A 24291-nucleotide genomic window follows, 5' to 3' on the forward strand; every position below is an offset into this window, starting at 1 on the left:
AGGAATGAGGATATGTCAAAAGAGATAGCAAAAAAACGTATAGAAGAACTGCGTGATTTGTTAAATACATTTAATTATCAATATCACGTATTAGACAATCCTTCTGTTTCTGATGCGGAATATGACCGTGATATGCAGGAGCTTATAAAATTAGAAGCAGAGAACCCAGAGTTTATGAGTGAAGATTCTCCCTCCGTTCGCGTTGGGGGAACTATTCTTGATATATTTGAAAAAGTAACACATAAGTCACCAATGTTAAGTTTAGGGAATGCATTTAACGAAGGGGATTTGCGTGATTTCGACAGAAGAGTATGTCAAGGAATTGATGGTGCGAATGTAAGATATATATGTGAATTAAAAATTGACGGGCTTGCCGTTTCGCTTCATTATGAAAAAGGACGCTTCATTCAAGGGGCGACACGTGGTGATGGTGTAACGGGTGAAGATATTACTCAAAATTTAAAAACGATTAAAGCTATCCCGCTTCTTTTAAATGAAGAAGTAACGTTAGAAGCACGAGGCGAAGCTTATATGCCGAAGCGTTCATTCGTTAAACTAAATGAAGAAAAAGAGCAAAATGGAGAAGACGTATTTGCGAATCCGCGTAATGCAGCAGCAGGTTCAATACGTCAACTTGATCCGAAAATTGCAGCGAAGCGTAACTTATCTATGTTTGTGTACGGTCTTGCGAATGTAGAAGAAAAAACAATTCCATCGCACAGTGAATCGCTTGATTTCTTAGGTGAACTCGGATTTAAGACAAATCCAAATCGCCGTACATGTGAAACAATCGAAGAGGTTATAGCTTATGTAGAAGAATGGCAAGAAAAACGTCCGCATCTTGATTATGAGATTGATGGAATCGTTATAAAAGTAGATGATGTTGCTCTTCAAGAAAGTCTAGGAACTACAGCGAAGAGTCCAAGATGGGCGATTGCTTATAAATTCCCAGCTGAAGAAGTTGTAACGAGACTAACAGGCATTGAATTAAGTGTTGGCCGAACAGGGGTTGTAACGCCGACTGCAGAGCTAGAGCCAGTGAGAGTTGCTGGTACGATTGTTCGCCGTGCTTCTTTACATAACGAAGATTTGATTCGTGAAAAAGATATTCGAATTGGTGACTACGTTGTTGTGAAGAAGGCTGGAGATATTATTCCTGAAGTTGTGAACGTTATTTTTGATAAGCGTACTGGTGAAGAAGAAGAATACCGTATGCCAACGCATTGCCCAGCATGTGAGAGTGAACTTGTTCGTTTAGAAGAAGAAGTAGCACTTCGATGTATAAATCCGACTTGTCCGGCTCAAATTCGAGAGGGATTAATCCATTTCGTTTCAAGAAATGCGATGAATATTGATGGACTTGGAGAACGTGTCATTACACAACTCTTTGATGCAGATTATATTCGTACATTTGCTGATTTATATGCATTGACGAAAGAGCAATTATTACAGTTAGAACGTTTTGGTGAAAAATCAGCAACAAACTTAATACAAGCAATTGAAAATTCTAAAGAAAACTCGTTAGAGCGATTATTATTTGGTCTTGGAATTCGCCACGTTGGAGCGAAAGCAGCACGTACATTTGCAGAGCACTTTGAAACGATGGATGAGCTTGTAAAAGCAACAGAAGAAGAACTAAAAGCAATTAATGAAATTGGCGAAAAAATGGCTCAATCTGTTGTGACATATTTTGATAATGAAGATGTATTAGAATTATTACAGCAGTTTAAAGAGTATGGCGTGAATATGACATACAAAGGTATAAAAATTGCAGATTTACAAAATGTTGAATCTTACTTCGCAGGAAAAACGGTTGTTTTAACAGGTAAGCTAGAAGTTATGGGACGAAGTGAAGCGAAGAAGAAGATTGAGGCATTAGGTGGAAAAGTAACAGGAAGTGTTAGTAAGAGTACGGATTTGGTTGTTGCAGGTGAAGCAGCTGGTTCGAAATTAGCACAAGCGGAGAAACATAATGTTGAGGTTTGGAATGAAGAGAGGTTCTTACAAGAGCTAAATAAGTAAGAGGTGCAAACTTACCATGAAAAAAATAGCATTAGCGATATTAAGCCTGGGCCTACTTGTAAGTGGGTGTAGTGCAGGTGCCGACAAAGATGAAAAAGTGGCTGAGAAATCGGGGAAAGCAAAAGAACAATCAGTTGTTCCAAAATACGCTATTTCGGATGAATATTATAAGACGACTATTCCATTTGATGGTGGAAATGCACGTGGTTTAGTGGTGCAAGGGCTAAATAGTCGTCTTGATATAGATGAATTTGAAACAGGATTAATGCGAATTGCAAAAGAATCATTTAATACGAAAGATAATTTTTTAAAAGGCGGAAGTGCTCTAGATACTCAAGTGATACAGATGCTTGTTAAAAGAAAACGTACAGATGCTGAACAAAAGGAACTAGAGGACAAATTAAAAAAAGATGCAGTTAAATTTCCTAATATAGGATTAAACCCTGCGTTAGGAACGGGATCCGAATCACTAGAAGTGAAAAATAAAAAAAATCCAATATATATTTCAAATATTTTAGAGCATGATTATTATGTGAAAAAAGGCGATAACAGCGAGGAACGTGTTGGTATGGTAGTTGGATTAGCAATGAATTCTGTTCAATATTTTAACGAAGAGCATGGTTATCCACGTGAAGCTGCAATCCCGGATGAAAAGATGTTAGCTGAAGGGAAAAAAATGGTGCAAGAAATTTTGAAAGTCATACATCAAAAACAACCTGATACAAAAAATATTCCGATAACATTTGCGATTTATCGCCAATCTCCAAAGTCTTCGCTCGTACCAGGTAACTTTGTTTCTTATGCAAATGTAGAAAAAGGTAGTGAAACGGTTGAAGATTGGAAACAAATTAATGAGAAATACTATTTGTTCCCATCAGAGCAAGCGAAAACAGATAATAAACGTGAAGATCTTGCAAGAGTATCCAACTTTAAGGCAAAACTAAGCGATTATTTCCAAGGCGACTATACAGCTGTTATTGGTACTGGTATGTATAGAGATGATGAATTAAGAGAAATGAAGCTTGATATTCCTGTCCAGTTTAATGGAAAAGCTGAAATAATTGGTTTTACACAATATGTGGCAGGGCTTGTTATGGAATACTTCCCGAATTATATGAAAGTACAAGTAACGATTAAATCTGTAGAACGCCCAGAAGCTATTATTATACGTGAAGCAAAACAAGATGAACCACTTGTGAAAATTTTAGATTAAATATGAAGGCTGTTCCTCTATGGAACAGCTTTTTTTCTTATGTAATTTTGTTATAATTTAAAATGTTGTAAATAATAGGGGTGAGGGGTAAAGTTCATGGAAGAATTAAGTTTTCAAGTCATTATTTTATTAATTGCATTCGGTTTTTTAGCAGCTTTTATTGATTCCGTTGTTGGAGGAGGAGGGTTAATTTCGCTTCCTGCGCTTATGTTTGTTGGCTTATCGCCAGCTTCGGCAATTGCAACGAATAAATTAGCAGCAACAATGGGGACGTTTACGAGTGCGATGTATTTCATTCGATCAGGAAAAGTTGATTTTAAAATTGTAGGAAAGTTAATCCCGTTAACTATTGTCGGAGCTGTTGCAGGTGCTTTAGTAGTAAAATTTATTCCATCGGATATTTTACGCCCATTAGTACTTGTAATGTTGGTATTTATTGCTATTTATATTATTGCAAAAAAGAATTGGGGAAGTGTGTCTACCTATAAGAAGATGACGCAAAGAAAAACATTAATATTTTTCTTTGTTATTTTAATGATAGGATTTTATGATGGATTTTTTGGACCAGGGACAGGGTCATTTTTAATTTTTGCATTTTTATTAATTGGTTTGGATTTTATTCAAGCGGCAGCATCTGGAAAACTTTTGAACTTTGTTAGTAATATTGTATCTTTAATTACTTTTTTATTTTTAGATATAATTCATTTTGAATACGGTATTATCATGGGATTATCAATGATCTTAGGTGCTTATTTGGGATCGAAGTTTGCGGTTCAAAAAGGCGTTGGATATGTAAGGACTTTATTTTTATTAGTTACTATATTATTGATCGGGAAAAATGTTTTGGAATATACTCATATTTTGTAGATTCATACGCATGTATGAATCTCTTTTTTTTATTATATTTTAAAAATTTATTAATTTTTAAAATATAAGTCTAGGAATATTTGAATAAATCTAAATTATCGTGTAGAATAATGTTGTAAAATGTAAACGTTTTTCTAAGGGGAGGCTAAAAAAAATGGTAGTAGCATACAAACATGAGCCATTTACAGATTTTTCAGTGGAGGCTAACAAATTAGCGTTTGAAGAAGGTTTAAAGAAAGTAGAATCTTATCTTGGACAAGACTATCCATTAATTATTGGGGGAGAAAAAATTACTACAGAAGACAAAATTGTTTCTGTAAACCCTGCAAATAAAGAGGAACTTGTTGGTCGTGTTTCAAAAGCAAGCCGTGAGTTAGCTGAAAAAGCAATGCAAGTAGCGGATGAAACATTCCAAACTTGGAGAAAATCAAAGCCAGAAATGCGTGCAGACATTTTATTCCGTGCTGCAGCAATCGTTCGTCGCAGAAAACATGAATTCTCTGCTATTCTTGTAAAAGAAGCAGGTAAGCCATGGAATGAGGCAGATGCTGATACAGCAGAAGCAATCGACTTTATGGAATATTATGGTCGTCAAATGTTAAAATTAAAAGACGGTATTCCAGTAGAAAGCCGTCCAATTGAATATAATCGTTTCTCTTACATTCCATTAGGAGTAGGTGTTATCATTTCTCCTTGGAACTTCCCATTCGCAATTATGGCAGGTATGACAACAGCTGCTTTAGTTTCTGGTAACACAGTATTACTAAAACCAGCTAGTACAACTCCTGTAGTAGCAGCGAAATTTATGGAAGTATTAGAAGAAGCTGGCTTACCAGCTGGCGTAGTAAACTTCGTTCCAGGTAATGGTTCTGAAGTTGGTGACTACTTAGTAGATCATCCTCGTACACGTTTCGTAAGCTTCACGGGATCTCGTGATGTAGGTATCCGTATTTATGAGCGTGCAGCGAAAGTAAACCCAGGCCAAATTTGGTTAAAACGCGTTATCGCTGAAATGGGCGGTAAAGATACAATCGTTGTTGATAAAGAAGCAGATCTTGAATTAGCAGCTAAGTCTATCGTTGCATCAGCATTCGGATTCTCAGGACAAAAATGTTCTGCATGTTCTCGTGCAGTAATCCACGAAGATGTATACGATCACGTATTAAATCGTGCTGTTGAATTAACAAAAGAATTAACAGTTGCTAACCCAGCAGTATTAGGTACAAACATGGGTCCTGTTAATGACCAAGCTGCATTCGATAAAGTAATGAGCTATGTTGCAATTGGTAAAGAAGAAGGTAGAATCTTAGCAGGTGGCGAAGGAGACGATTCTAAAGGCTGGTTCATCCAACCAACAATCGTTGCTGATGTTGCAGAAGATGCTCGCTTAATGAAAGAAGAAATCTTCGGACCAGTAGTAGCATTCTGTAAAGCAAAAGACTTCGATCATGCACTTGCAATTGCAAACAATACGGAATACGGTTTAACAGGTGCTGTTATTACTAACAACCGTGACCATATTGAAAAAGCACGTGAAGACTTCCACGTTGGTAACTTATACTTCAACCGTGGATGTACTGGTGCAATCGTAGGTTACCAACCATTCGGTGGCTTTAACATGTCTGGTACAGACTCTAAAGCTGGTGGACCTGATTACTTAGCACTTCACATGCAAGCAAAAACTACTTCTGAAACTTTATAAGAAATAGTAGAGGAGCTCTTCACAAAGTGTGGAGAGCTCCTTTTAAAGTTGAAACCCCATATATTACCGTCGTTCGAAGAGAATGAGCTAAAACCTATTAATAGCGGGATAAACATGTAAACAGAAATAAAATAATGAGAAAAATTGACGTATTAGTCATATTTTTTAGTATTCATTTTGAGAATTTCCTGTATAATACAATTTGAAAGAAAATCTATGGTTCGACAAGGAACACTCCTTTCGGTTTTGCTCACTGAAAGGAGTGTTTTTTTATTGACATAGATCAAGAGTCTTGATTTCGGAATCTTCAATAATTAGATAGAAGAAAAACTCTCTATTTAAGTAGTTGATTTGGAAAATATTAAATATATAAGAAAAAAATTAAATTTATTTTTAGGATTTTGTATAGTATACTAAGTGATTTTATAATCGAATATCTAGATTTTAAGTTTTAATTATTGTTTTAATATTTATTATATTCTGGCATAATAGATTTGTACTTTTGGAAAAGACAAAAATGGTGAGGGGAAATGTTATGTGGGAAGGGATGATTGTTAGATGAATAAAAAGAATTATGTTGAATATGTTGACGTACTACGTGTATTTTCGATGTTTGCGGTAGTGTTTCTTCATACTGCTGCAGGAAGTTTACGGGGGAATATCGGTTCGGGTACTTGGCATATAACGAATGCACTGACAACTGTATTTAGTACGAGTGTACCTATCTTCTTTATGATTTCTGGTGCGATGTTAATGAGGAGTAGTAAAACGGAATCACTTAAAATAACTTATACAGAACGTTTGCCAAAATTAATTGTGCCATTTATTATATGGTCAACTATTGCTGTGTTATACTTTACGCCAAGGCCGATACAAATAACAAATGTTATTAAGAGTATTTTATACATGCCGAATCAAGCAGCGACAGTACATCTTTGGTTTATGTATGCCATTATTCCTTTGTATATTCTTTCTCCTCTTTTGAAGAAAATGGTAGATGCTTTAAGTAAAGAGCTTATAAAGTACATGTTAATTCTTTGGTTTATAGTAAGTTCGCTATTGCCAACAATTGCAGTACTAGTTCCAAATGAATTAAAACCAATATTTACGTTGTATCCTAATTTTGATATGAACTTTTTAGGCGGATATATAGGGTATTTCCTCATAGGTTATTATTTAATGACATATGAGAAGAAGGTATCCAAAAGGTTGTTACTATCCATAATCGTTATAGATACATTTTTAATTATATTGGGTACTTGGTATGCAACGGTTAAAATAGGGGAATACTCTGAGGATTTTAAGGCATACGTTAGAGTATTCGAAGTAATGCTTTCAGGTTCAATCTTCTTATTAGTAAAAGAGTATTTTAGAAATTACTCAATGAATCCGTTTATGTTTAAGTGGATACAAATTTTATCTGCTTTTTCATTTGGTGTGTATTTAATGCATAATTTAGTAGTTGTATATATTGGGAATAGATTGAATATTTGGCCAGCGCAATCAATTTGGATGTTATTAGTTGCTTTCATAATAATTACAGTTATAACAATGATAGCAATTATAATTTTTGCAAGTATAAAAATCACATGTTATCCATTAACAGGAATGAGTTTTAAGGAAGCTTCTCGTACATGTAATATTCAATTTTTATGGGGAAATTGGACTCAATCAAAAGATATTAAAAATGATAATGTATCAATGTAAATAATTAGTGAGGTTTTTATAAGTAGAATATGAATTCCTCAAAATAGGGCATGAATAGATGGTAAATATAATATAGTCGAAAAAAATCCTTTTGAATTTTCAAAAGGATTTTTTTCTTTGGACAAACTCTTTTTTGCTAAGTATTTCCGCATATATATTATTCAAACTTGCTAAAATTGTATTATGAATATAAACAGCTGGTATAGTAGCGTTCTTAAAAGAAAGGTCTTTTGTAGCACAAGCATCATGTATAACGGTACATTGAAAGCCAAAATCGAATGCAGCCCTTACTGTAGCATCAATACACATATGAGTCATCATCCCGCATACGACGACATGTTCAATGTCTAAACGCTGTAATTGCTCTAGAAGATTAGTTTCTCGGAAGCTATTTGGATAATGTTTGACTATAACGGTTTCTTCTCTAAGTGGACGTACGCTTTCGTGAATATGTACACCTTCTGTATTAGGTAGGAAAAAAGTAGCGTCATCTTTTATAGCTACGTGTTGGATGTGAAAAATAGGTTCGCTGTTTGTTCTAAAGTGTTGTAATAACTGATTAGCATATTCGCTTGCTTCTACTGGATTACGCAATTCCATCTTTCCATTTGGAAAATAATCGTTTTGAATATCGACGAGTAAAAGAGCTGTTTTCATATATTTATCTGCCTCCGAGTTTCATATTCAAATAAATTTATTCAATTTGTAGAGAGGATTCTCCTGTTTAAAAATATGAGGAAGAAGAATTTTAAATAACCTTGAAAGTTACTATTTTCTCATGAATTTTCATCTGAAAATTTTAATAAAGGAATAATTAATATTTTTCTAAAAAATGCATTGACTCTTATTATTCTGAGTTCTATAATGAGAATTAATTAAATGACAATTAAATCGATACATTCTTATCCAGAGAGGTGGAGGGACTGGCCCTACGATACCTCAGCAACGGGTTTTTTAATACCGTGCTAACTCCAGCAAGCCATATAAAGGCTTGGAAGATGAGAAGATGTGAACGAGTACATATAAGTGCTCTCCTTCTTATCTTTATGGTTGATAAGAAGGAGAGCACTTTTTATTTTACCTCGAAAGCTCTACTTCAAGTTTTTACAGCATATAGGAGGGGAAAAAATGATTTCTTTTAACAATGTAAGTAAAGTGTATGAATCAGCTGGGCAATCTGTTCATGCGGTGGAGGATGTAACATTATCAGTTGAGAAAGGCGAAATTTTTGGCATTATCGGTTTTAGTGGCGCTGGAAAGAGTACATTATTACGCTTAGTAAATATGTTAGAGAGACCAACGTCAGGAACGATTGCAATAGATGATAAAGATATTACATCATTATCGACGAAAGAATTACGCAAACTAAGACAAAGAATCGGAATGATTTTTCAAAGCTTTAATTTATTTAATTCAAGAACAGTGTTTGGGAATATTGCTTATCCATTAAAGTTAGCGAAATTGCCAAAGAACGAGATAAAGGAACGAGTGAATGAACTGCTGAAGTTTGTAGGGTTAGAAGATAAAGCAAACTATTATCCAGAACAGCTATCAGGGGGACAAAAGCAACGTGTTGGTATTGCTAGAGCACTTGCGACATCGCCAGATATTCTTATATGTGATGAGGCAACATCAGCCTTAGATCCAGAAACGACGACAGAAATTCTAAACTTATTAAAGAAAGTAAATCGAGAATACAATTTAACAATTCTTCTTATTACACATGAAATGCATGTTGTGAAAGAAATTTGTCACCGTGTAGCTGTAATGGAGAAGGGAAAAGTTATTGAAGAAGGAAAACTGTTCGATGTTTTCACGCAACCAAAAACAAAGACGACTCAAAACTTTGTACGTTCTGTTATTAATGATCATTTACCAGAAAGTGTTCTAGCGAAAATTCAAAATGGTGGTCAAATTTATCGTCTAACATTTACTGGTGAGGAGACAGGGCAGCCGGTACTATCATATATCGCAAAAAACTATAACGTCGATGTAAATGTACTGTACGGAAATATTATTGAACTTCAAAATGTGCTATTTGGAAATCTGCTTGTAGAATTGCAAGGTGAGCAGAGGGAAATTCAAAAAGCATTACAACATCTAAGACTGCAAGTGCAGCTGAAGGAGGTAGAAGCTCATGCGAGTTGATTGGAGTATATTTTGGCCGCGCATACTAGATGCGACGGGGGATACCCTCTTAATGGTAATTGTAACCCTTATATTCGCTACAATTCTTGGTATACCGCTAGGTTTACTTTTATATGTAACGAGAAAAGGAAACTTTTTAGAAAATAAATGGGTCTTTTCTATTCTTAACATCATAATTAATACAATTCGTCCGGTACCATTCATTATCTTTTTAGTAGCGTTAAGTCCACTAACGAGAAGTGTTATCGGAACGACGATTGGAACAGCAGCAGCAATTTTCCCGATGACGTTAGTCGCATCAATTGGTATTGCTAGAATGGTTGAAACAAATCTTGTTTCCGTTCCGAAAGGAGTAATTGAGGCAGCACAAGCAATGGGCGCCTCGCCAATTAGAATCGTTTTTGAAATCCTTGTACCAGAAGCGTTAGCACCATTAATCTTAGGTGTCACATTTATGACAGTTGGTTTAATTGAATTTTCTGCAGTTGCTGGGCTTGTCGGTGGTGGCGGTCTTGGTGACTTGGCAATGACATATGGTTATCAACGTTTTGATACATCAGTTATGTTTGTAACGGTTGTTTTACTTATTATTCTCGTACAGATAGCTCAAAATTTAGGAAACTACTTTGCGAAAGTCTTGTTACGTAGATCATAAAAAGGAAGAGAGGAAAAGAAAATGAAGAAAATTTTAGCATTTGCATTATCAGCGATTGTAGGAGTCTCAGCATTAAGTGGCTGCTCAAGTGGAGACACGGGTGCAGGAGCGAAAGAAAAAGTAGTTCGCGTCGGTGTAACTGGAACGGATGGAGACGCTTGGGAAATTTTGAAGAAAAAAGCTGAAAAAGAAGGGATTAAGATTAAACTGGTGGAGTTCTCTGATTATACAACTCCAAATAAAGCTTTAGCTGATGGAGATATTGAATTAAACTCATTTCAGCATATTGCTTTCTTAGAGCAATTTAAAAAAGAGCATAAGTTAGATATTACAGCTGTTGGTACAACACAAATTGCGCCAATGGGTTTATACTCTGGAAAATATAAGAAGGCAAATGAAATTCCAGATGGTTCAGAAATTGCAATTCCAAACGATCCAACGAACCAAGCACGTGCATTAAAACTTCTTGATGCAGCTGGAGTATTAAAGCTTAAAAAAGATTTTGGCTTATTTGGAGATCCAAGCGGCATTGCTGAAAATCCGAAGAAGTTAAAAATCACGCCGGTTATCGCACAGCAAACACCTCGTGTGTTAAAAGATGTAGCGGCATCAGTTATTAATAACGGTGTTGCTGGTCAAGCTGGATTAGATCCAGCGAAGGATCCTATTTTCTTAGAAGATCCAAAGAATGAAAATGCGAAGCCTTATATTAATATTTTCGCAGCTCGTACGAAAGATAAAGATGATCCAACACTGAAAAAAGTAATTGAACTATACCATTCAAAAGAAGTAACAGATGCAATTAAGAAAGAAACAAATGATGGTTCAATTTCAGTAGATCTTTCACTTGAGGAGCTTGAAAAAATCGTGAAATAATCATTGGGTTTAATGGACTAACAGAAGGAACCCCTCCGCTGTTAGTTCGTTCAACATATAATCTACTTAACAAACAAACCCTAATTCTGTACCTTCCAATTTTGTATAACATAGAATCCAATGTTTGTTAAGTAGAGTAATGGACCAGGAGTTTTTCTGGTCTTTTTTTATGAATGAAAGTAGCTAGCGAACAGTAAGGTAATCTGAAAAAACAATTGTTTAGATTGTTTTTTCAGATTAGGCAGAAAACTTTCTTTAAAATAGTATTCTTTTATGATAGATTTATAAATATAAAACTAGAATTTACATAAAAATCCATCATGGTAAATATACTTATCTATAATGGGTATACAGCTAACGAGGGGGAGAACGATGAGAAGACGTAATACGCAAGCGTTCACGTTTTTAGCATGGACTTCATTTGTTTGTGCGCTTTCAGGTATGCTAATTGGGATTTATACGTTAGATGAAACGCTTAGTGTAAAAGGATACTATTTAATTGGAACATTATTTTTAACGATGTCTTGTTTTGTATTACAAAAAACAATTCGTGATAATGAAGAAGATAACGAGAGATTTCCGAAAAATAAACCGTTAGATAAAGAGTAAATTGTAAAGAAAGGCATTTGCCTTTCTTTTTTTATGTAAAAATGGCGTAAGTACTCTGTGTTGACTTGCTTGAAGTACTGAAAATTTGGTATCATCAATAGTATTGTAGATTGAACGATATATTATGGAGGTGGCCTAGCCGTGTCAAGAATTTCCGTTGAGAATGTAAAGCACGTAGCACATTTAGCACGTCTTGCAATTACTGATCAAGAAGCAGAAAAATTTCAAAAACAACTAGATGCAATTGTTACATTTGCAGAACAGTTAAATGAATTAGATACAACAGATGTAAAACCAACAACTCATGTATTAACTATGAAAAATGTTATGCGTGAAGATGTACCAGAAAAAGGTTTACCAGTCGAAGAAGTATTAAAAAATGCACCGGATCACAAAGATAATCAAATCCGTGTTCCAGCAGTATTAGAATAGAGGAGGGGAATTTCGATGTCATTATTTGATCATTCAGTATCAGAGTTACATAAGAAGTTAAACAACAAAGAAATTTCCGTTACGGATTTAGTAGAAGAATCTTACAAACGTATTGCGGATGTTGAAGATAACGTAAAAGCTTTTCTTACATTAGATGAAGAAAATGCACGCGCAAAAGCGAAAGAATTAGATGCAAAAATCGGCGCTGAAGATAATGGTTTATTATTCGGTATGCCAATTGGTGTAAAAGATAACATTGTAACTAACGGTCTTCGTACAACTTGTGCGAGCAAAATGTTAGCAAACTTCGATCCAATTTATGATGCGACAGTTGTGCAAAAGCTAAAAGCTGCTGACACAATTACAATCGGTAAATTAAACATGGACGAGTTCGCAATGGGTTCTTCAAATGAAAACTCAGGATTCTACGCTACGAAAAACCCATGGAACTTAGATTACGTTCCAGGCGGATCTAGTGGTGGTTCTGCAGCAGCTGTAGCAGCAGGAGAAGTACTATTCTCTCTAGGTTCTGATACGGGTGGTTCTATCCGTCAGCCAGCTGCATATTGCGGTGTTGTAGGTTTAAAACCAACTTACGGACGCGTATCTCGTTACGGATTAGTAGCATTCGCATCTTCACTAGACCAAATCGGACCGATTACACGTACAGTAGAAGACAATGCATACTTATTACAAGCTATTTCAGGTATTGACCGCATGGATGCAACTTCTGCAAACGTTGAAGTTGGAAACTATTTAGCTGGTTTAACAGGCGATGTTAAAGGTTTACGCATTGCTGTACCGAAAGAATACTTAGGCGAAGGTGTTGGCGAAGAAGCTCGTGAGTCAGTACTAGCTGCTTTAAAAGTATTAGAAGGTATGGGCGCAACTTGGGAGGAAGTATCTCTTCCACACTCTAAATACGCTCTAGCAACGTATTACTTACTATCTTCTTCTGAAGCATCTGCTAACCTTTCACGCTTTGATGGCGTGCGTTACGGTGTTCGTTCTGATAATGTAAATAACTTATTAGACCTTTACAAAAACACACGTAGTGAAGGTTTCGGTGATGAAGTTAAACGTCGTATTATGCTTGGTACATTTGCTCTTAGCTCTGGTTACTATGATGCATATTACAAAAAAGCACAACAAGTACGTACATTAATTAAGAACGACTTTGAAAATGTATTTGCTAACTATGATGTTATTATTGGACCAACAACACCAACTCCGGCATTTAAAGTGGGAGAAAAAGTTGACGATCCAATGACAATGTATGCAAATGACATTTTAACAATCCCAGTAAACTTAGCGGGTGTTCCAGCGATTTCAGTTCCATGTGGATTCGGTGCTAACAACATGCCACTTGGTCTACAAATTATTGGTAAACACTTCGATGAAGCGACAATTTACCGCGTTGCACATGCGTTTGAGCAAGCAACAGACTATCATACAAAAAAAGCAAGTCTGTAAGGAGGCGAGCATAGATGAATTTAGAAACAATTATTGGTTTAGAGGTTCACGTTGAGTTAAAAACAAATTCGAAAATTTTCTCTGCGAGTCCAACAGAATTCGGAGCGGAGCCAAATACACAAACAAGTGTAATTGACTTAGGATACCCAGGGGTACTTCCTACTTTAAATAAAGAAGCAGTTAACTTTGCAATGAAAGCTGCAATGGCATTAAACTGTGAAATCGCAACGGAAACGAAGTTTGACCGTAAAAACTATTTCTATCCAGATAACCCGAAAGCTTACCAAATCTCTCAATTTGATAAGCCAATTGGTGAAAATGGTTGGATTGAAATCGAAGTAGACGGTAAAAAGAAACGTATCGGTATTACACGTCTTCATTTAGAAGAAGATGCTGGTAAATCAACGCATACAGCTGATGGTTCATTAGTAGACTACAACCGTCAAGGTATGCCTTTAATCGAGATCGTATCTGAGCCAGATATGCGTACGCCAGAAGAAGCATATGCATACTTAGAGAAGTTAAAATCAATCATTCAATACACTGGTGTATCTGATTGTAAGATGGAAGAAGGTTCCTTGCGTTGTGATGCGAACATTTCTCTTCGTCCAGTTGGACAAGAAAAGTTCGGTACAAAAGCGGAACTGAAAAACTTAAACTCATTCACTTACGTACAAAAAGGTCTTGAGCATGAGCAAGTGCGCCAAGAAAAAGAATTGTTATCTGGTGGCATCATCCAACAAGAAACACGTCGTTATGATGAAGCAACGAAGAAAACAATCTTAATGCGTGTGAAAGAAGGATCTGACGATTACCGTTACTTCCCGGAGCCAGACTTAGTTGAACTTTACATCGATGATGAGTGGAAAGAAGCAGTTCGAGCTTCTATTCCAGAACTTCCAGATGCACGTAAAGCTCGCTACGTTGCAGAACTAGGCTTGCCAGCTTATGATGCACACGTGTTAACATTAACGAAAGAGATGTCTGATTTCTTTGAAGCAACTGTTGCAGACGGTGCTGATGCGAAATTAACATCGAACTGGTTAATGGGTGAAGTACTTGCATACTTAAACAAACAACAAAAAGAATTAAAAGACGTTGCATTAACGCCTGCTGGTTTATCTAAAATGGTTCAATTAATTGAAAAAGGTACAATTTCTTCTAAAATCGCGAAGAAAGTATTTAATGAATTAATTGAAAAAGGTGGAGACCCAGAAGAAATCGTTAAAGCGAAAGGTCTTGTTCAAATTTCTGACGAGGGTACACTTCGTAAAGTTGTAACAGAAATTCTTGATAATAATGAGCAATCTATCGAAGACTTTAAAAACGGTAAAGACCGTGCAATTGGCTTCTTAGTTGGTCAAATTATGAAAGCTACAAAAGGACAAGCAAATCCACCGCTTGTTAACAAAATCTTACTTGAAGAGATTAATAAGCGATAATAGTAGTGACTTTTAAAGATTAAGCAGAAAAACACCCGTACATGGGTGTTTTTCTAGGTTAATCAAACGTTTGTTTAAATGAGACAAAATCGTTTAAACAAACGTTTGATTAACTGTCAAAAGTGGAAAAATGTTTGTATAGCAACTATGGTATGATAGTTGCAAAAAGGTGGGAATAATGATAAATCTAAACATAGAGGTTTTTTTCATCTCATGAAATAATAGATAGTTATTATTCGTTATATGTAAATTTTTATGGAAGAATGGATAGAAATAAAGTGAAACTTTAATCAGTAGGAGGTTCATCCAACAATGATTATTAGCCCTCACCAATCGGGCATTTACTGCCCGCAAATAGCGGGATAAATTTTTGGGTCAAATAAAAAAACCATTGAAATGAATATTTACTTTTGATGGACTACACGAATCGGGTTCTTACTGCCTGTTTGAGCGGGATAAAAGAAGGATAGCAAGATGAGAGGAGGTAGGCATGGGAATACTGAATAGAAGTTCAGTATGTTCTTTTTCGATACATAAAGAAATTTCCTGTGCTAATAAATGATGAAGCGAGCAAGAATTATTTATAATCCTACTTCTGGGCGTGAGCTATTTAAGAAGAGCTTACCAGAAGTATTACAAAAATTAGAACAAGCTGGCTATGAGACATCTTGTCATGCGACAACGGGTCCTGGAGACGCTACTGTGGCGGCGAGGCAAGCTGCGGATCGTAAGTTTGATGTTGTTATTGCGGCTGGTGGCGACGGTACGTTAAATGAAGTAGTAAACGGTTTAGTTGGGCATGAATTCCGTCCGAAATTTGGAATTATTCCAGTTGGAACGACAAATGACTTTGCACGTGCGATTGGTGTACCTCGTTCTATTGAAGAGGCAGCAGATATTATTTGCGAAGGAAAAACAGTGCCATTAGACCTTGGTAGAGCGAACGATACATATTTTATTAACATCGCTGGTGGCGGTCGTATTACAGAATTAACATACGAGGTACCGAGTAAGTTAAAGACAGTATTAGGACAACTTGCTTATTACCTAAAAGGTATCGAGATGTTACCATCATTACATCCAACATATGTTGAAATTGAGTATGATGGAAAATTACTACAAGAAGAAATTACGATGTTTTTAATTACGAATACTCGTTCAGTAGGTGGATTTGAAAAGGTAGCACCGTATGCATCTATTAACGATGGGTTATTTGACCTATTAGTACTGAAAAAAGGTTCTATCGCTGATTTAATTAAAGCAGCAACACAAGCACAACGTGGTGAACATATTAATAATCCAAAAGTGTTATATACACAAGCGAACCGAATTAAAGTACATTCACCAGATAAACTAATGATTAATTTAGATGGTGAGTACGGTGGAGATGCACCGATGGAATTCGAAAATATATATCATTGTTTAGAACTATTTGTTCCTGAACATCAAGAGGATGCCCTGTAAAGGCATCCTCTTTTACTTTGTTAAAATGAATTGTAAATTGGGAGTTAGTTTGATTTTTATGGTATTTTTACAATTCTTTTATGTTACATCCATATTTTATTGATACACTGGAGGAGATAAGAAACGAGAGGTAGGATGCTATGGAGAAGGTAAAAGCAATACTATTTGATAAAGATGGGACATTAATGGATTTTCATTCAATTTGGATAAAAGTAGCTGAAGAACTTGTAGCTGAATGTATAAGTTTATATCATTTACCAAGTACAATAGGGCAGACCTTATTAGAAGAGATTGGTGTAGAGGGAGCATTTGTTAATCCGAGGAGTGCAATAGCTGCTGGAACAAGCCTTGATGTAGCGAAGGGGCTTTGTAATTATATTGAGTCTGCTAGAGAAGAAGAGATGCATCAGTGGGTAAGTGAGAAGTTATTTTCCCTTATGTATGAGCATCGTTCGCATATGAAAATGACAGCGGATTTACCGAAAGTGTTACAGGCATTAAAAGATAAAGGATTTATATTAGGGGTTGTCACGGCGGATGATTTCGCACCAACAGAATTATTTTTAAAACAATATAAGTTGGAGAACTTTTTTGATTATATTATAGCCTCGGATACATTCCTTGCGCAAAAACCAGATAAAAAGATTATAGAAGTGTTTTGTGAGAAATTTAATTTAGAATCATGTGAGGTTGCGGTTGTTGGAGATACGCCAACTGATTTACATTTAGCTAAAAATGGCGATTGCTATGCAATTGGGGTGCTATCTGGTACGGGAGACCGTCCAACATTAGAACCACTTGCTGATTTAGTGTTAGATTCTGTTGGAGAGTTTATTTCTCAATCGGGTGAGTTTTTCTGGGAGAAAGAAAAGTCTAATGTGTAAGGAAAATAAGTCTATAAAGACTCTTAATGAGTCTTTATAGACTTATTTTTTATGCCTGGATACAAAGAATATAGGATAAATGCTAGAAAAGAAAGTTGGCATATATTTTGCAATAAGAAGAGAAAACAATGTAAAGAAAAGGATGGGGTACGCAATGAACACAAAAAAGTTTGCTAAAGTAAATGAACAAATTCCAGGACCGAAAGCGGCATCTTTATTAGAACGCCGTCAAAATATAGTACCAAAAGGAGTAAGTAACGGCATCCCAACGTTTGTACAATCTGCAAATGGTGCTCTTGTAACAGATGTTGATGGCAATCAGTACATTGATTTTGCAGGAGCAATCGGGACAATTAACGTAGGGCATTGTCATCCAACGGTTAAAGAAGCGCTCCATAAACAAGTCGATCAATACATTCATACTGGATTTAATGTCATGATGTATGAGGCATATATTGAATTAGCAGAAAAGCTTGCGGCATTGGCACCAGGAAGTTTCGATAAGCAAGTCCTATTTTTAAATAGTGGTGCAGAAGCAGTTGAGAACGCGGTGAAAATCGCTCGTAAATATACGAAGAGACCTGGTATTATCGCATTTTCTAAAGGTTTCCACGGTCGTACATTAATGACAATGACGATGACAAGTAAAGTGAAGCCATATAAATTTGGGTTTGGTCCCTTTGCTCCAGAAGTATATAAAGCGCCATTTCCATACGAATATCGTCGCCCAGAGGGATTAACGGAAGAGCAGTATGATGATTTTATTATTGAAGAGTTTAAGAACTTCTTCATATCGGAAGTAGCACCAGAAACAATTGCAGCTGTTGTAATGGAACCTGTTCAAGGGGAAGGTGGATTTATCGTCCCAAGTAAGAAATTTGTTCAAGAAGTACGCCGCATTTGTTCAGAGAACGGCATCTTATTTGTAGCGGATGAAATACAAACAGGCTTTAGTCGTACAGGAAAATATTTTGCAATTGATCACTATGATGTCGTTCCAGATTTAATTACAGTGTCTAAATCATTAGGGGCTGGTGTACCGATAAGTGGTGTCATTGGACGTAAAGAAATTATGAATGAATCTGCACCAGGTGAACTTGGTGGAACGTATGCAGGAAGTCCATTAGGATGTGCAGCTGCATTAGCTGTTCTCGATGTAATAGAAAATGAGAAATTAAATGATAGAGCGATAGAATTAGGAAAAGTCGTAATGAACCGATTCGAAGAGATGAAAAATAAATATCATTGCATCGGTGATGTGCGTGGGTTAGGAGCAATGTGTGCATTTGAGGTCGTTCAAGATCGTAAGACGAAAGCACCTGACAAAACGTTAACGGCTAATCTATGTGCAGAAGCAAATAAGCGTGGGTTACTTTTATTATCAGCAGGAACGTATGGAAATGTTATCCGTGTGTTAATGCCTTTAGTTATTACAGATGAGCAACTTGAAGAAGGTTTAACAATAATTGAAGAATCATTGCAAGCTTGTTATGAGCAAACGAACATCGCTCGCGTTTAAAAACTGAAGTATAAATAGCAAACATTCTAGCTGACTCTATATTAAATGCAGAAAATTCGCTTTATAATAAAGATAGTGAAGTGGATCGATGGATTTGAAGTTAGGGGTGGCTAGGATGGTTGCAGAAAAGGAACGAGTGTTAATGGATTTAAAAGATGTATTTGAATATGCGTTTGACGAAATTTTTGTTACAGATGAGCAAGGGATCGTTGTGCGTGTAAATAGTACATGTGAAAGGCACTACCAACTAGCTGCAGAAGAGTTAGTTGGTAAGCATGTAAAAGAACTACAAAAGGATGGAATCTTTTATCCATCAGCGACATTAGAAGTGATTGAAAAAAAGAGGCCAATTGAACTCGTTCAAACTACAAAATCAGGAGAGTATTTACACGTTCGTACAAGGCCTGTTTTTGATGATGAGGGAAATTTAAGAAGAGTGATTAGTTATTCTCGCGACCTTACTGAACTCTATCAATTACGTCAAAAGGTAGAGGAAATGGATAATCAGCTAAAAACATATAAAAAAGAATTAAGAGAAACATATGAGCATGAAGGACTTATTTTTAAAAGTCTAGCTATGCAAAAAATAGTCGATACAATCAAAAAAGTATCTGTAGTGGATAGTACTGTTCTCGTTTTAGGCGAGACTGGAGTAGGAAAAAGCCGATTAGTACGCCATTTACATGAAGTGAGTCACCGTAAGAATGAAAGTTTCTATGAAATTAATTGTGCGGCATTGCCAACTAATTTAATTGAATCGGAGCTCTTTGGATATTCAGGTGGATCTTTTACAGGTGCGAATCGTGAAGGGAAAAAGGGACTATTAGAATCCGCGCATAAAGGAACTCTTTTTTTAGATGAAATCGGTGAAATGCCGATTGAAATTCAAGCGAAGCTTTTGCAAGTATTGCAAGAAAAAACATTTCGTCCTATAGGCGGAAGAGAATTAAAAAAAGTAGATGTTCGAATTGTGGCGGCAACAAATAGAGATTTAAGCGAGATGGTGAAACAAGGAACATTTCGGAAAGATTTATACTATCGTCTGAATGTCATTCCAATTGCAATTCCCCCGCTTAGGGAAAGAACAGAAGATATTTTACCGCTTATTTATCATTACTTGCAGCACTTTAATAAAAAGTACGGACGTGATGTGAAACTAGCACCGGGTACATTACAAATGTTTGTCGGATATCCGTGGGAAGGAAACAATAGAGAGATAGAGAATGTAATTGAGAGAATTGTTATTACTGTCGATGATGTTGTAACGGTAGAGGATTTGCCACTCTCTATGCAAGAGGCTGCAGTTGAACAATCGGGGCAAAGCCTTTATAAAATGCTGGAAGAGGTAGAGAGAAATATTATTCTTAAAGCGTATAAAACGTATGGATCAAGTTATAAAGTGGCTGAGTTTTTGCAAATTAGTCAATCTGCTGCTACTAGGAAAATTAAGAAGTTCATAGAGGAGGAAGAAAATATTGGATAAAAAGGCGACTTTCGTAAGTATAGATAAAAAGGCGATGTATATAAATGGTGAGTGGATTACACTACAAGAACAAATTGAAGTAAATAATCCTGCGACGAAGGAAATATTTGCAACTGTACCAAAAGGCGGAGTAACAGAGGCAAAGCAAGCTGTTGATGCTGCGCATGAAGCTTTTAAAACGTGGTCTAAGTTAACGGCAGCAGATCGTGCCACGAAGTTAAAAAAGTGGTTTACGCTTATTGATGAAAATAAAGAAGAGATCGCAGCGGTTATGACGAAGGAACAAGGAAAGCCGTTTGCAGAAGCGCTTGGTGAAGTAAATTATGCAAACAGTTTTGTTGAATGGTATGCAGAAGAGGGGAAACGCGTATACGGTGAAATGATTCCTGCTTCTCATCCGAATAAGCGCATTTTAGTTATGAAGCAACCAGTTGGCGTTATGGCAGCTATTACACCTTGGAACTTCCCAGCTGCTATGATTACGAGAAAGGTAGCCCCAGCGCTTGCAGCAGGCTGTACAGCCGTTGTGAAACCAGCAAGTCAAACGCCATTAACTGCATTGAAATTAGCTGAATTAGCCCATGAAGCAGATATTCCAAAGGGCGTAATCAATATCGTAACAGGTAGTGCAAAAGCAATTGCTGATACATGGATGGAAGATGGTCGCGTTCGAAAAGTGTCCTTTACAGGGTCAACGGAAATCGGGAAAGAGTTAATGGCTAGTGCGGCGCAAACGATGAAAAAAGTTTCGCTTGAGTTAGGGGGACACGCTCCGTTTATCGTAATGAATGATGCAGATTTAGATAAAGCAGTAGAAGCGGTGATTGGTTCGAAATTCCGTAATGCAGGACAAACGTGTATATGTACAAACCGAGTATTCGTTCAAGAAGAAGTATACGAAGTATTTGTAGAGAAGTTCCAAAAGGCAGTAGGGCAGTTGAAAGTAGGAGACGGTTTCGGTGACGGAACGACTGTCGGGCCACTTATTGATGAGAATGCAGTTTCAAAAGTACAAGAACATATTGAAGATGCTATTCAAAAAGGTGGAACAGTTTTATATGGTGGTCAAAAGGTCGCAGAGTTAGAGGGACATTTCATTCAACCGACTGTAATTGGGTTGGCAAATGATACGATGCTTTGTATGAATGAAGAAACATTTGGGCCAGTGGCACCAGTTGCGAAATTTAAAACAGTTGATGAAGTAATTGAACGTGCAAATAATACACCATACGGTTTAGCTGCGTATATTTTCACGAAAGACATTAGCCAAGCATTCCAAATTAGTGAAGCGCTAGAGTACGGTATTATTGGTCTAAACGATGGTCTTCCATCAGTTGCACAAGCACCATTCGGTGGATTTAAAGAAAGTGGTATCGGCCGTGAAGGAGGCCATTTCGGCATCGAGGAATATTTAGAAATTAAATATATTTCATTAGGACTATAAGTAGTATACTAGAATCTCTATAAGGTAACAGAGAAGGAGATTCTAGTATGGTATATTGGCTATTATTACTTGTTACAATTATTTTTGAAGTAGCTGGAACAATCGCAATGAAACTATCAAATGGTTTAACAAAGCTCGTTCCAAGTGTACTTATTTTCGTATTTTATGGAATTTGTTTCAGCGTGTTTGCTATCGTCGTTAAAAAGATTCATTTAAGTATTGCTTATGCCATTTGGTCTGGCGTTGGAACGTTACTTATTACAATCATTAGTGTGTACTTTTTTAAAGAGCATATTAGCTTATTCCAAGCATTTTGTATTCTCTTTATTGTTTTGGGTGTCATTGGGCTTAAGGTTTCATCGGCATCATGAAAGCTATCTTTTGTAGAAGATAGCTTTTTTCTATTTGTGCAGTTAGCAATTAATACGACAAAATATGACAAGAAAGAGTAAAGCGTTTTGTTATGATACATATGAAATATTGTCTTATGTGGAGGAAAGAGTATGTTAAAAAAGGTGAGTCAAATTGTTTTAATTTTTGGCATAGCTTTTAGTTTAAGTGCTTGCACTGAGACTAAAGATAGTAATGAAAGTAAACAAGAAGATGTTCAAGATAAAGTGTATAAAATAGGGGAGACAGTAGACGTAGATGGTTTGCAAGTAACTATCGATTCAGTTGAATTAGGATATCCGGATTATGATGAGGATAAAAAGAAAGAAGAGATTTTGGGGGTTATTTTCAAAGTGGAAAATAATAGTAAAAAGGAAATACCTTTTGCATTTTATGAATTTGAGATTACCGATAAGAAAGGTACAAGATTTAAAGAATATAATAACCCTGATAGCTTTATTAGTAAAAAGTTAGCACCAGATGAAAAAATTCAAGATATCATGCTATTTGACGTAGCGAAAGAAAATACGTATATCGCTACATATAGACCGGAGTTTACGCATGAAAATAGAACGATAAAATTTGAATTGAAACCAAATAAATAAAGAAACACATTGGATTATCCAATGTGTTTCTTTATGGTAATAAATTTAAAACGCCCAGTTACCTTTACGGAAGATAGGCTCATGTCTGCCATCAGCAGTAATACCGTCAATATCAAGCTCAGCTGATCCAATCATGAAGTCGTTGTGTGTGATACTAGCGTTTGCGCCGTTTTCAGCAAGTTCTTCTTTAGACATTGTTTTTCCGCCAACTAAGTTAAATGCATAAGCATTTCCGATTGCAAGGTGGCAAGATGCATTTTCGTCAAATAGTGTATTGTAGAATAAAACATTTGTGTTTGAAATTGGTGAGTCATGAGGTACTAAAGCTACTTCTCCTAAGAAGTGAGAACCTTCATCTGTTTCTACTAAATGTTTTAAAGCTTCTTCACCAGCTTCAGCTTTATAGTCTACGATACGCCCGTTTTCAAATGTTAACGTGAAATTATCGATAATATTACCTGCAAATACTAACGGTTTTGTACTAGAAACTTGGCCGTTTACACCTGTTTTAAGTGGCATTGTAAATACTTCTTCAGTTGGAATATTAGCCATAAATGGTACGTTCTTTTCATTTAAGCTACCAGCACCAGCCCATACATGTTTTTCTGGAAGTTCGATTGTTAAATCTGTTCCAGGACCTGTATAGTGAAGAGCTTTATAATGCTTTTCGTTTAAGTAATCCACTTTTGTATGTAATGTTTCATCATGTTCTTTCCATGCTTCTACAGGATTTTCTAAATCAGCACGAGTAGCTTTGAAAATAGCATCCCATAACTTTGCTTCTTGTTCTTCTGGCGCTACGTCAGGGAATACTTTCGCAGCCCATTCTTTCGTAGGAACAGAAATGACACACCAACTTACTTTATCTGCTTGTACGTAATCACGGTATACTTTCATTGCTTCTCCAGCTACTTTATGAGCTGTTGCAATACGCGATGCTTCTACACCTTTTAATAAATCAGGATTTTCTGCATAGATAGACATAAATGCAGCGCCTTCTTTTGCTAATTCTTCACGAGCATGTGCTTTCCAAGATGGAAATTCAGCGAAAGCTTCTTCAGGAGCTAGATCGAACTTTAAGCGTGTTAACGTCTCATCATTCCAATCTACATATACGTGTTTTGCACCAGATTTATATGCTTTTTCTGTAACGAGGCGTACAAATTGTACAGCTTCAAGAGGTGCACTAATTGATAAAGTTTGTCCAGGTTGAATATTAACACCAACATTAACTGCAAGAGCAGCATATTTCTCTAACGTTTGTTCAAATGACATATGTATAATCTCCTTTAATTTGAAAGATTTCTTACTATATATAATACAAGAAAATTCTAAAAATATATATAAATATAAAGT

21 protein-coding genes and 1 riboswitch are annotated in these 24291 nt (G+C 36.1%); of the genes, 19 read left to right on the plus strand and 2 right to left on the minus strand.

Annotated features, from left to right (window positions below; all coding sequences use genetic code 11):
- Positions 1-12: 12 nt before the first annotated feature.
- From ligA to ATL10_RS20865, 5 genes are all read left to right on the plus strand, one after another.
- Entirely contained in the window at positions 13-2022 is a 2010-nt protein-coding gene (gene ligA, locus ATL10_RS20845; RefSeq protein ID WP_000031418.1) for an NAD-dependent DNA ligase LigA, read from the plus strand.
- Positions 2023-2038: 16 nt separating this feature from the next.
- Positions 2039-3235: a CamS family sex pheromone protein gene (locus tag ATL10_RS20850; protein WP_110497420.1), complete on the plus strand. Its 1197-nt coding sequence runs from the start codon at positions 2039-2041 to the stop codon at positions 3233-3235.
- Between the two features lie 96 nt (positions 3236-3331).
- Positions 3332-4102, plus strand: coding sequence for a TSUP family transporter (locus tag ATL10_RS20855; RefSeq protein ID WP_000391979.1), 771 nt, complete (start codon positions 3332-3334; stop codon positions 4100-4102).
- Positions 4103-4256: 154 nt separating this feature from the next.
- Positions 4257-5804 carry an L-glutamate gamma-semialdehyde dehydrogenase gene (pruA, locus tag ATL10_RS20860; protein ID WP_000259555.1) on the plus strand — a complete coding sequence of 516 codons (1548 nt, stop codon included), beginning with the start codon at positions 4257-4259 and terminating at the stop codon, positions 5802-5804.
- Positions 5805-6362: 558 nt separating this feature from the next.
- Positions 6363-7511 carry an acyltransferase gene (locus ATL10_RS20865; protein ID WP_001035908.1) on the plus strand — a complete coding sequence of 383 codons (1149 nt, stop codon included), beginning with the start codon at positions 6363-6365 and terminating at the stop codon, positions 7509-7511.
- A gap of 99 nt (positions 7512-7610) precedes the next feature.
- On the opposite strand, the gene ATL10_RS20870 is transcribed toward ATL10_RS20865, so the two are convergent.
- Positions 7611-8168: a cysteine hydrolase family protein gene (locus tag ATL10_RS20870; RefSeq protein ID WP_000844908.1), complete on the minus strand. Its 558-nt coding sequence runs from the start codon at positions 8166-8168 to the stop codon at positions 7611-7613.
- Between the two features lie 242 nt (positions 8169-8410).
- Positions 8411-8516, plus strand: a riboswitch (SAM riboswitch).
- Between the two features lie 123 nt (positions 8517-8639).
- Between ATL10_RS20870 and ATL10_RS20880 the strand changes: the two genes are divergently transcribed.
- The 14 genes from ATL10_RS20880 to ATL10_RS20945 all read left to right on the plus strand — a co-directional run bounded on the left by ATL10_RS20880 (position 8640) and on the right by ATL10_RS20945 (position 22935).
- The gene (locus ATL10_RS20880; protein WP_000622973.1) at positions 8640-9659 is read left to right on the plus strand and encodes a methionine ABC transporter ATP-binding protein; all 1020 of its coding nucleotides are present in this window, start codon (positions 8640-8642) and stop codon (positions 9657-9659) included.
- Entirely contained in the window at positions 9649-10314 is a 666-nt protein-coding gene (locus tag ATL10_RS20885; RefSeq protein WP_001261865.1) for a methionine ABC transporter permease, read from the plus strand. The genes ATL10_RS20880 and ATL10_RS20885 overlap by 11 nt, the downstream gene beginning before the upstream one ends.
- 21 nt (positions 10315-10335) lie before the next feature.
- Positions 10336-11190: a MetQ/NlpA family ABC transporter substrate-binding protein gene (locus tag ATL10_RS20890; protein ID WP_110497422.1), complete on the plus strand. Its 855-nt coding sequence runs from the start codon at positions 10336-10338 to the stop codon at positions 11188-11190.
- 372 nt (positions 11191-11562) lie between these two features.
- A complete protein-coding gene (locus ATL10_RS20895; protein ID WP_001254393.1) occupies positions 11563-11799 on the plus strand; it encodes a YiaA/YiaB family inner membrane protein in 237 nt (78 codons plus the stop codon).
- A 141-nt stretch (positions 11800-11940) separates the two neighbouring features.
- Positions 11941-12231: an Asp-tRNA(Asn)/Glu-tRNA(Gln) amidotransferase subunit GatC gene (gene gatC, locus ATL10_RS20900; protein ID WP_000086999.1), complete on the plus strand. Its 291-nt coding sequence runs from the start codon at positions 11941-11943 to the stop codon at positions 12229-12231.
- Positions 12232-12246: 15 nt separating this feature from the next.
- Positions 12247-13704, plus strand: a complete 1458-nt coding sequence (gene gatA / locus ATL10_RS20905; RefSeq protein WP_000051441.1) for an Asp-tRNA(Asn)/Glu-tRNA(Gln) amidotransferase subunit GatA — start codon at positions 12247-12249, stop codon at positions 13702-13704.
- 14 nt (positions 13705-13718) lie between these two features.
- The gene (gene gatB / locus ATL10_RS20910) at positions 13719-15146 is read left to right on the plus strand and encodes an Asp-tRNA(Asn)/Glu-tRNA(Gln) amidotransferase subunit GatB (protein ID WP_001047685.1); all 1428 of its coding nucleotides are present in this window, start codon (positions 13719-13721) and stop codon (positions 15144-15146) included.
- Positions 15147-15704: 558 nt separating this feature from the next.
- Positions 15705-16610, plus strand: coding sequence for a diacylglycerol kinase (locus tag ATL10_RS20915; protein ID WP_000977679.1), 906 nt, complete (start codon positions 15705-15707; stop codon positions 16608-16610).
- Between the two features lie 140 nt (positions 16611-16750).
- Entirely contained in the window at positions 16751-17494 is a 744-nt protein-coding gene (locus ATL10_RS20920; protein ID WP_047792104.1) for an HAD family hydrolase, read from the plus strand.
- Between the two features lie 154 nt (positions 17495-17648).
- Entirely contained in the window at positions 17649-19013 is a 1365-nt protein-coding gene (gabT, locus tag ATL10_RS20925; RefSeq protein ID WP_181419335.1) for a 4-aminobutyrate--2-oxoglutarate transaminase, read from the plus strand.
- Positions 19014-19128: 115 nt separating this feature from the next.
- Positions 19129-20496, plus strand: a complete 1368-nt coding sequence (locus tag ATL10_RS20930; protein ID WP_053565389.1) for a sigma-54 interaction domain-containing protein — start codon at positions 19129-19131, stop codon at positions 20494-20496.
- Positions 20489-21940 (plus strand): NADP-dependent succinate-semialdehyde dehydrogenase, encoded by a 1452-nt coding sequence (gabD, locus tag ATL10_RS20935; protein WP_090978174.1) that lies wholly within the window; start codon positions 20489-20491, stop codon positions 21938-21940. Before ATL10_RS20930 ends, gabD begins: the two co-directional genes overlap by 8 nt.
- A 47-nt stretch (positions 21941-21987) precedes the next feature.
- The gene (locus ATL10_RS20940; RefSeq protein ID WP_000263262.1) at positions 21988-22311 is read left to right on the plus strand and encodes a DMT family transporter; all 324 of its coding nucleotides are present in this window, start codon (positions 21988-21990) and stop codon (positions 22309-22311) included.
- Between the two features lie 132 nt (positions 22312-22443).
- Positions 22444-22935 (plus strand): DUF4352 domain-containing protein, encoded by a 492-nt coding sequence (locus ATL10_RS20945; protein ID WP_000915102.1) that lies wholly within the window; start codon positions 22444-22446, stop codon positions 22933-22935.
- Between the two features lie 45 nt (positions 22936-22980).
- Here the strand turns inward: ATL10_RS20945 and ATL10_RS20950 are convergent, their stop codons facing one another.
- Positions 22981-24210 (minus strand): aminopeptidase, encoded by a 1230-nt coding sequence (locus tag ATL10_RS20950; RefSeq protein WP_000007349.1) that lies wholly within the window; start codon positions 24208-24210, stop codon positions 22981-22983.
- Between the last annotated feature and the right edge of the window lie 81 nt (positions 24211-24291).

The sequence above is a fragment of the Bacillus sp. 196mf genome (assembly GCF_003217275.1).
Taxonomy (GTDB): Bacteria; Bacillota; Bacilli; order Bacillales; family Bacillaceae_G; genus Bacillus_A; species Bacillus_A thuringiensis_S.

What these genes read in the sequence shown, in the direction of transcription:
- pruA (WP_000259555.1), top strand. Translation starts at nt 4,257, where the DNA reads ATGGTAGTAGCATACAAACATGAGCCATTTACAGATTTTTCAGTGGAG.
- gatB (WP_001047685.1), top strand. Translation starts at nt 13,719, where the DNA reads ATGAATTTAGAAACAATTATTGGTTTAGAGGTTCACGTTGAGTTAAAA.
- ATL10_RS20865 (WP_001035908.1), top strand. Translation starts at nt 6,363, where the DNA reads ATGAATAAAAAGAATTATGTTGAATATGTTGACGTACTACGTGTATTT.
- ATL10_RS20895 (WP_001254393.1), top strand. Translation starts at nt 11,563, where the DNA reads ATGAGAAGACGTAATACGCAAGCGTTCACGTTTTTAGCATGGACTTCA.
- ATL10_RS20915 (WP_000977679.1), top strand. Translation starts at nt 15,705, where the DNA reads ATGATGAAGCGAGCAAGAATTATTTATAATCCTACTTCTGGGCGTGAG.
- gabT (WP_181419335.1), top strand. Translation starts at nt 17,649, where the DNA reads ATGAACACAAAAAAGTTTGCTAAAGTAAATGAACAAATTCCAGGACCG.
- ATL10_RS20870 (WP_000844908.1), bottom strand. Translation starts at nt 8,168, where the DNA reads ATGAAAACAGCTCTTTTACTCGTCGATATTCAAAACGATTATTTTCCA.
- ATL10_RS20890 (WP_110497422.1), top strand. Translation starts at nt 10,336, where the DNA reads ATGAAGAAAATTTTAGCATTTGCATTATCAGCGATTGTAGGAGTCTCA.
- ATL10_RS20940 (WP_000263262.1), top strand. Translation starts at nt 21,988, where the DNA reads ATGGTATATTGGCTATTATTACTTGTTACAATTATTTTTGAAGTAGCT.
- ATL10_RS20885 (WP_001261865.1), top strand. Translation starts at nt 9,649, where the DNA reads ATGCGAGTTGATTGGAGTATATTTTGGCCGCGCATACTAGATGCGACG.
- ATL10_RS20880 (WP_000622973.1), top strand. Translation starts at nt 8,640, where the DNA reads ATGATTTCTTTTAACAATGTAAGTAAAGTGTATGAATCAGCTGGGCAA.
- ATL10_RS20855 (WP_000391979.1), top strand. Translation starts at nt 3,332, where the DNA reads ATGGAAGAATTAAGTTTTCAAGTCATTATTTTATTAATTGCATTCGGT.
- gatA (WP_000051441.1), top strand. Translation starts at nt 12,247, where the DNA reads ATGTCATTATTTGATCATTCAGTATCAGAGTTACATAAGAAGTTAAAC.
- ATL10_RS20920 (WP_047792104.1), top strand. Translation starts at nt 16,751, where the DNA reads ATGGAGAAGGTAAAAGCAATACTATTTGATAAAGATGGGACATTAATG.
- ATL10_RS20950 (WP_000007349.1), bottom strand. Translation starts at nt 24,210, where the DNA reads ATGTCATTTGAACAAACGTTAGAGAAATATGCTGCTCTTGCAGTTAAT.
- ligA (WP_000031418.1), top strand. Translation starts at nt 13, where the DNA reads ATGTCAAAAGAGATAGCAAAAAAACGTATAGAAGAACTGCGTGATTTG.
- ATL10_RS20930 (WP_053565389.1), top strand. Translation starts at nt 19,129, where the DNA reads ATGGTTGCAGAAAAGGAACGAGTGTTAATGGATTTAAAAGATGTATTT.
- ATL10_RS20945 (WP_000915102.1), top strand. Translation starts at nt 22,444, where the DNA reads ATGTTAAAAAAGGTGAGTCAAATTGTTTTAATTTTTGGCATAGCTTTT.
- ATL10_RS20850 (WP_110497420.1), top strand. Translation starts at nt 2,039, where the DNA reads ATGAAAAAAATAGCATTAGCGATATTAAGCCTGGGCCTACTTGTAAGT.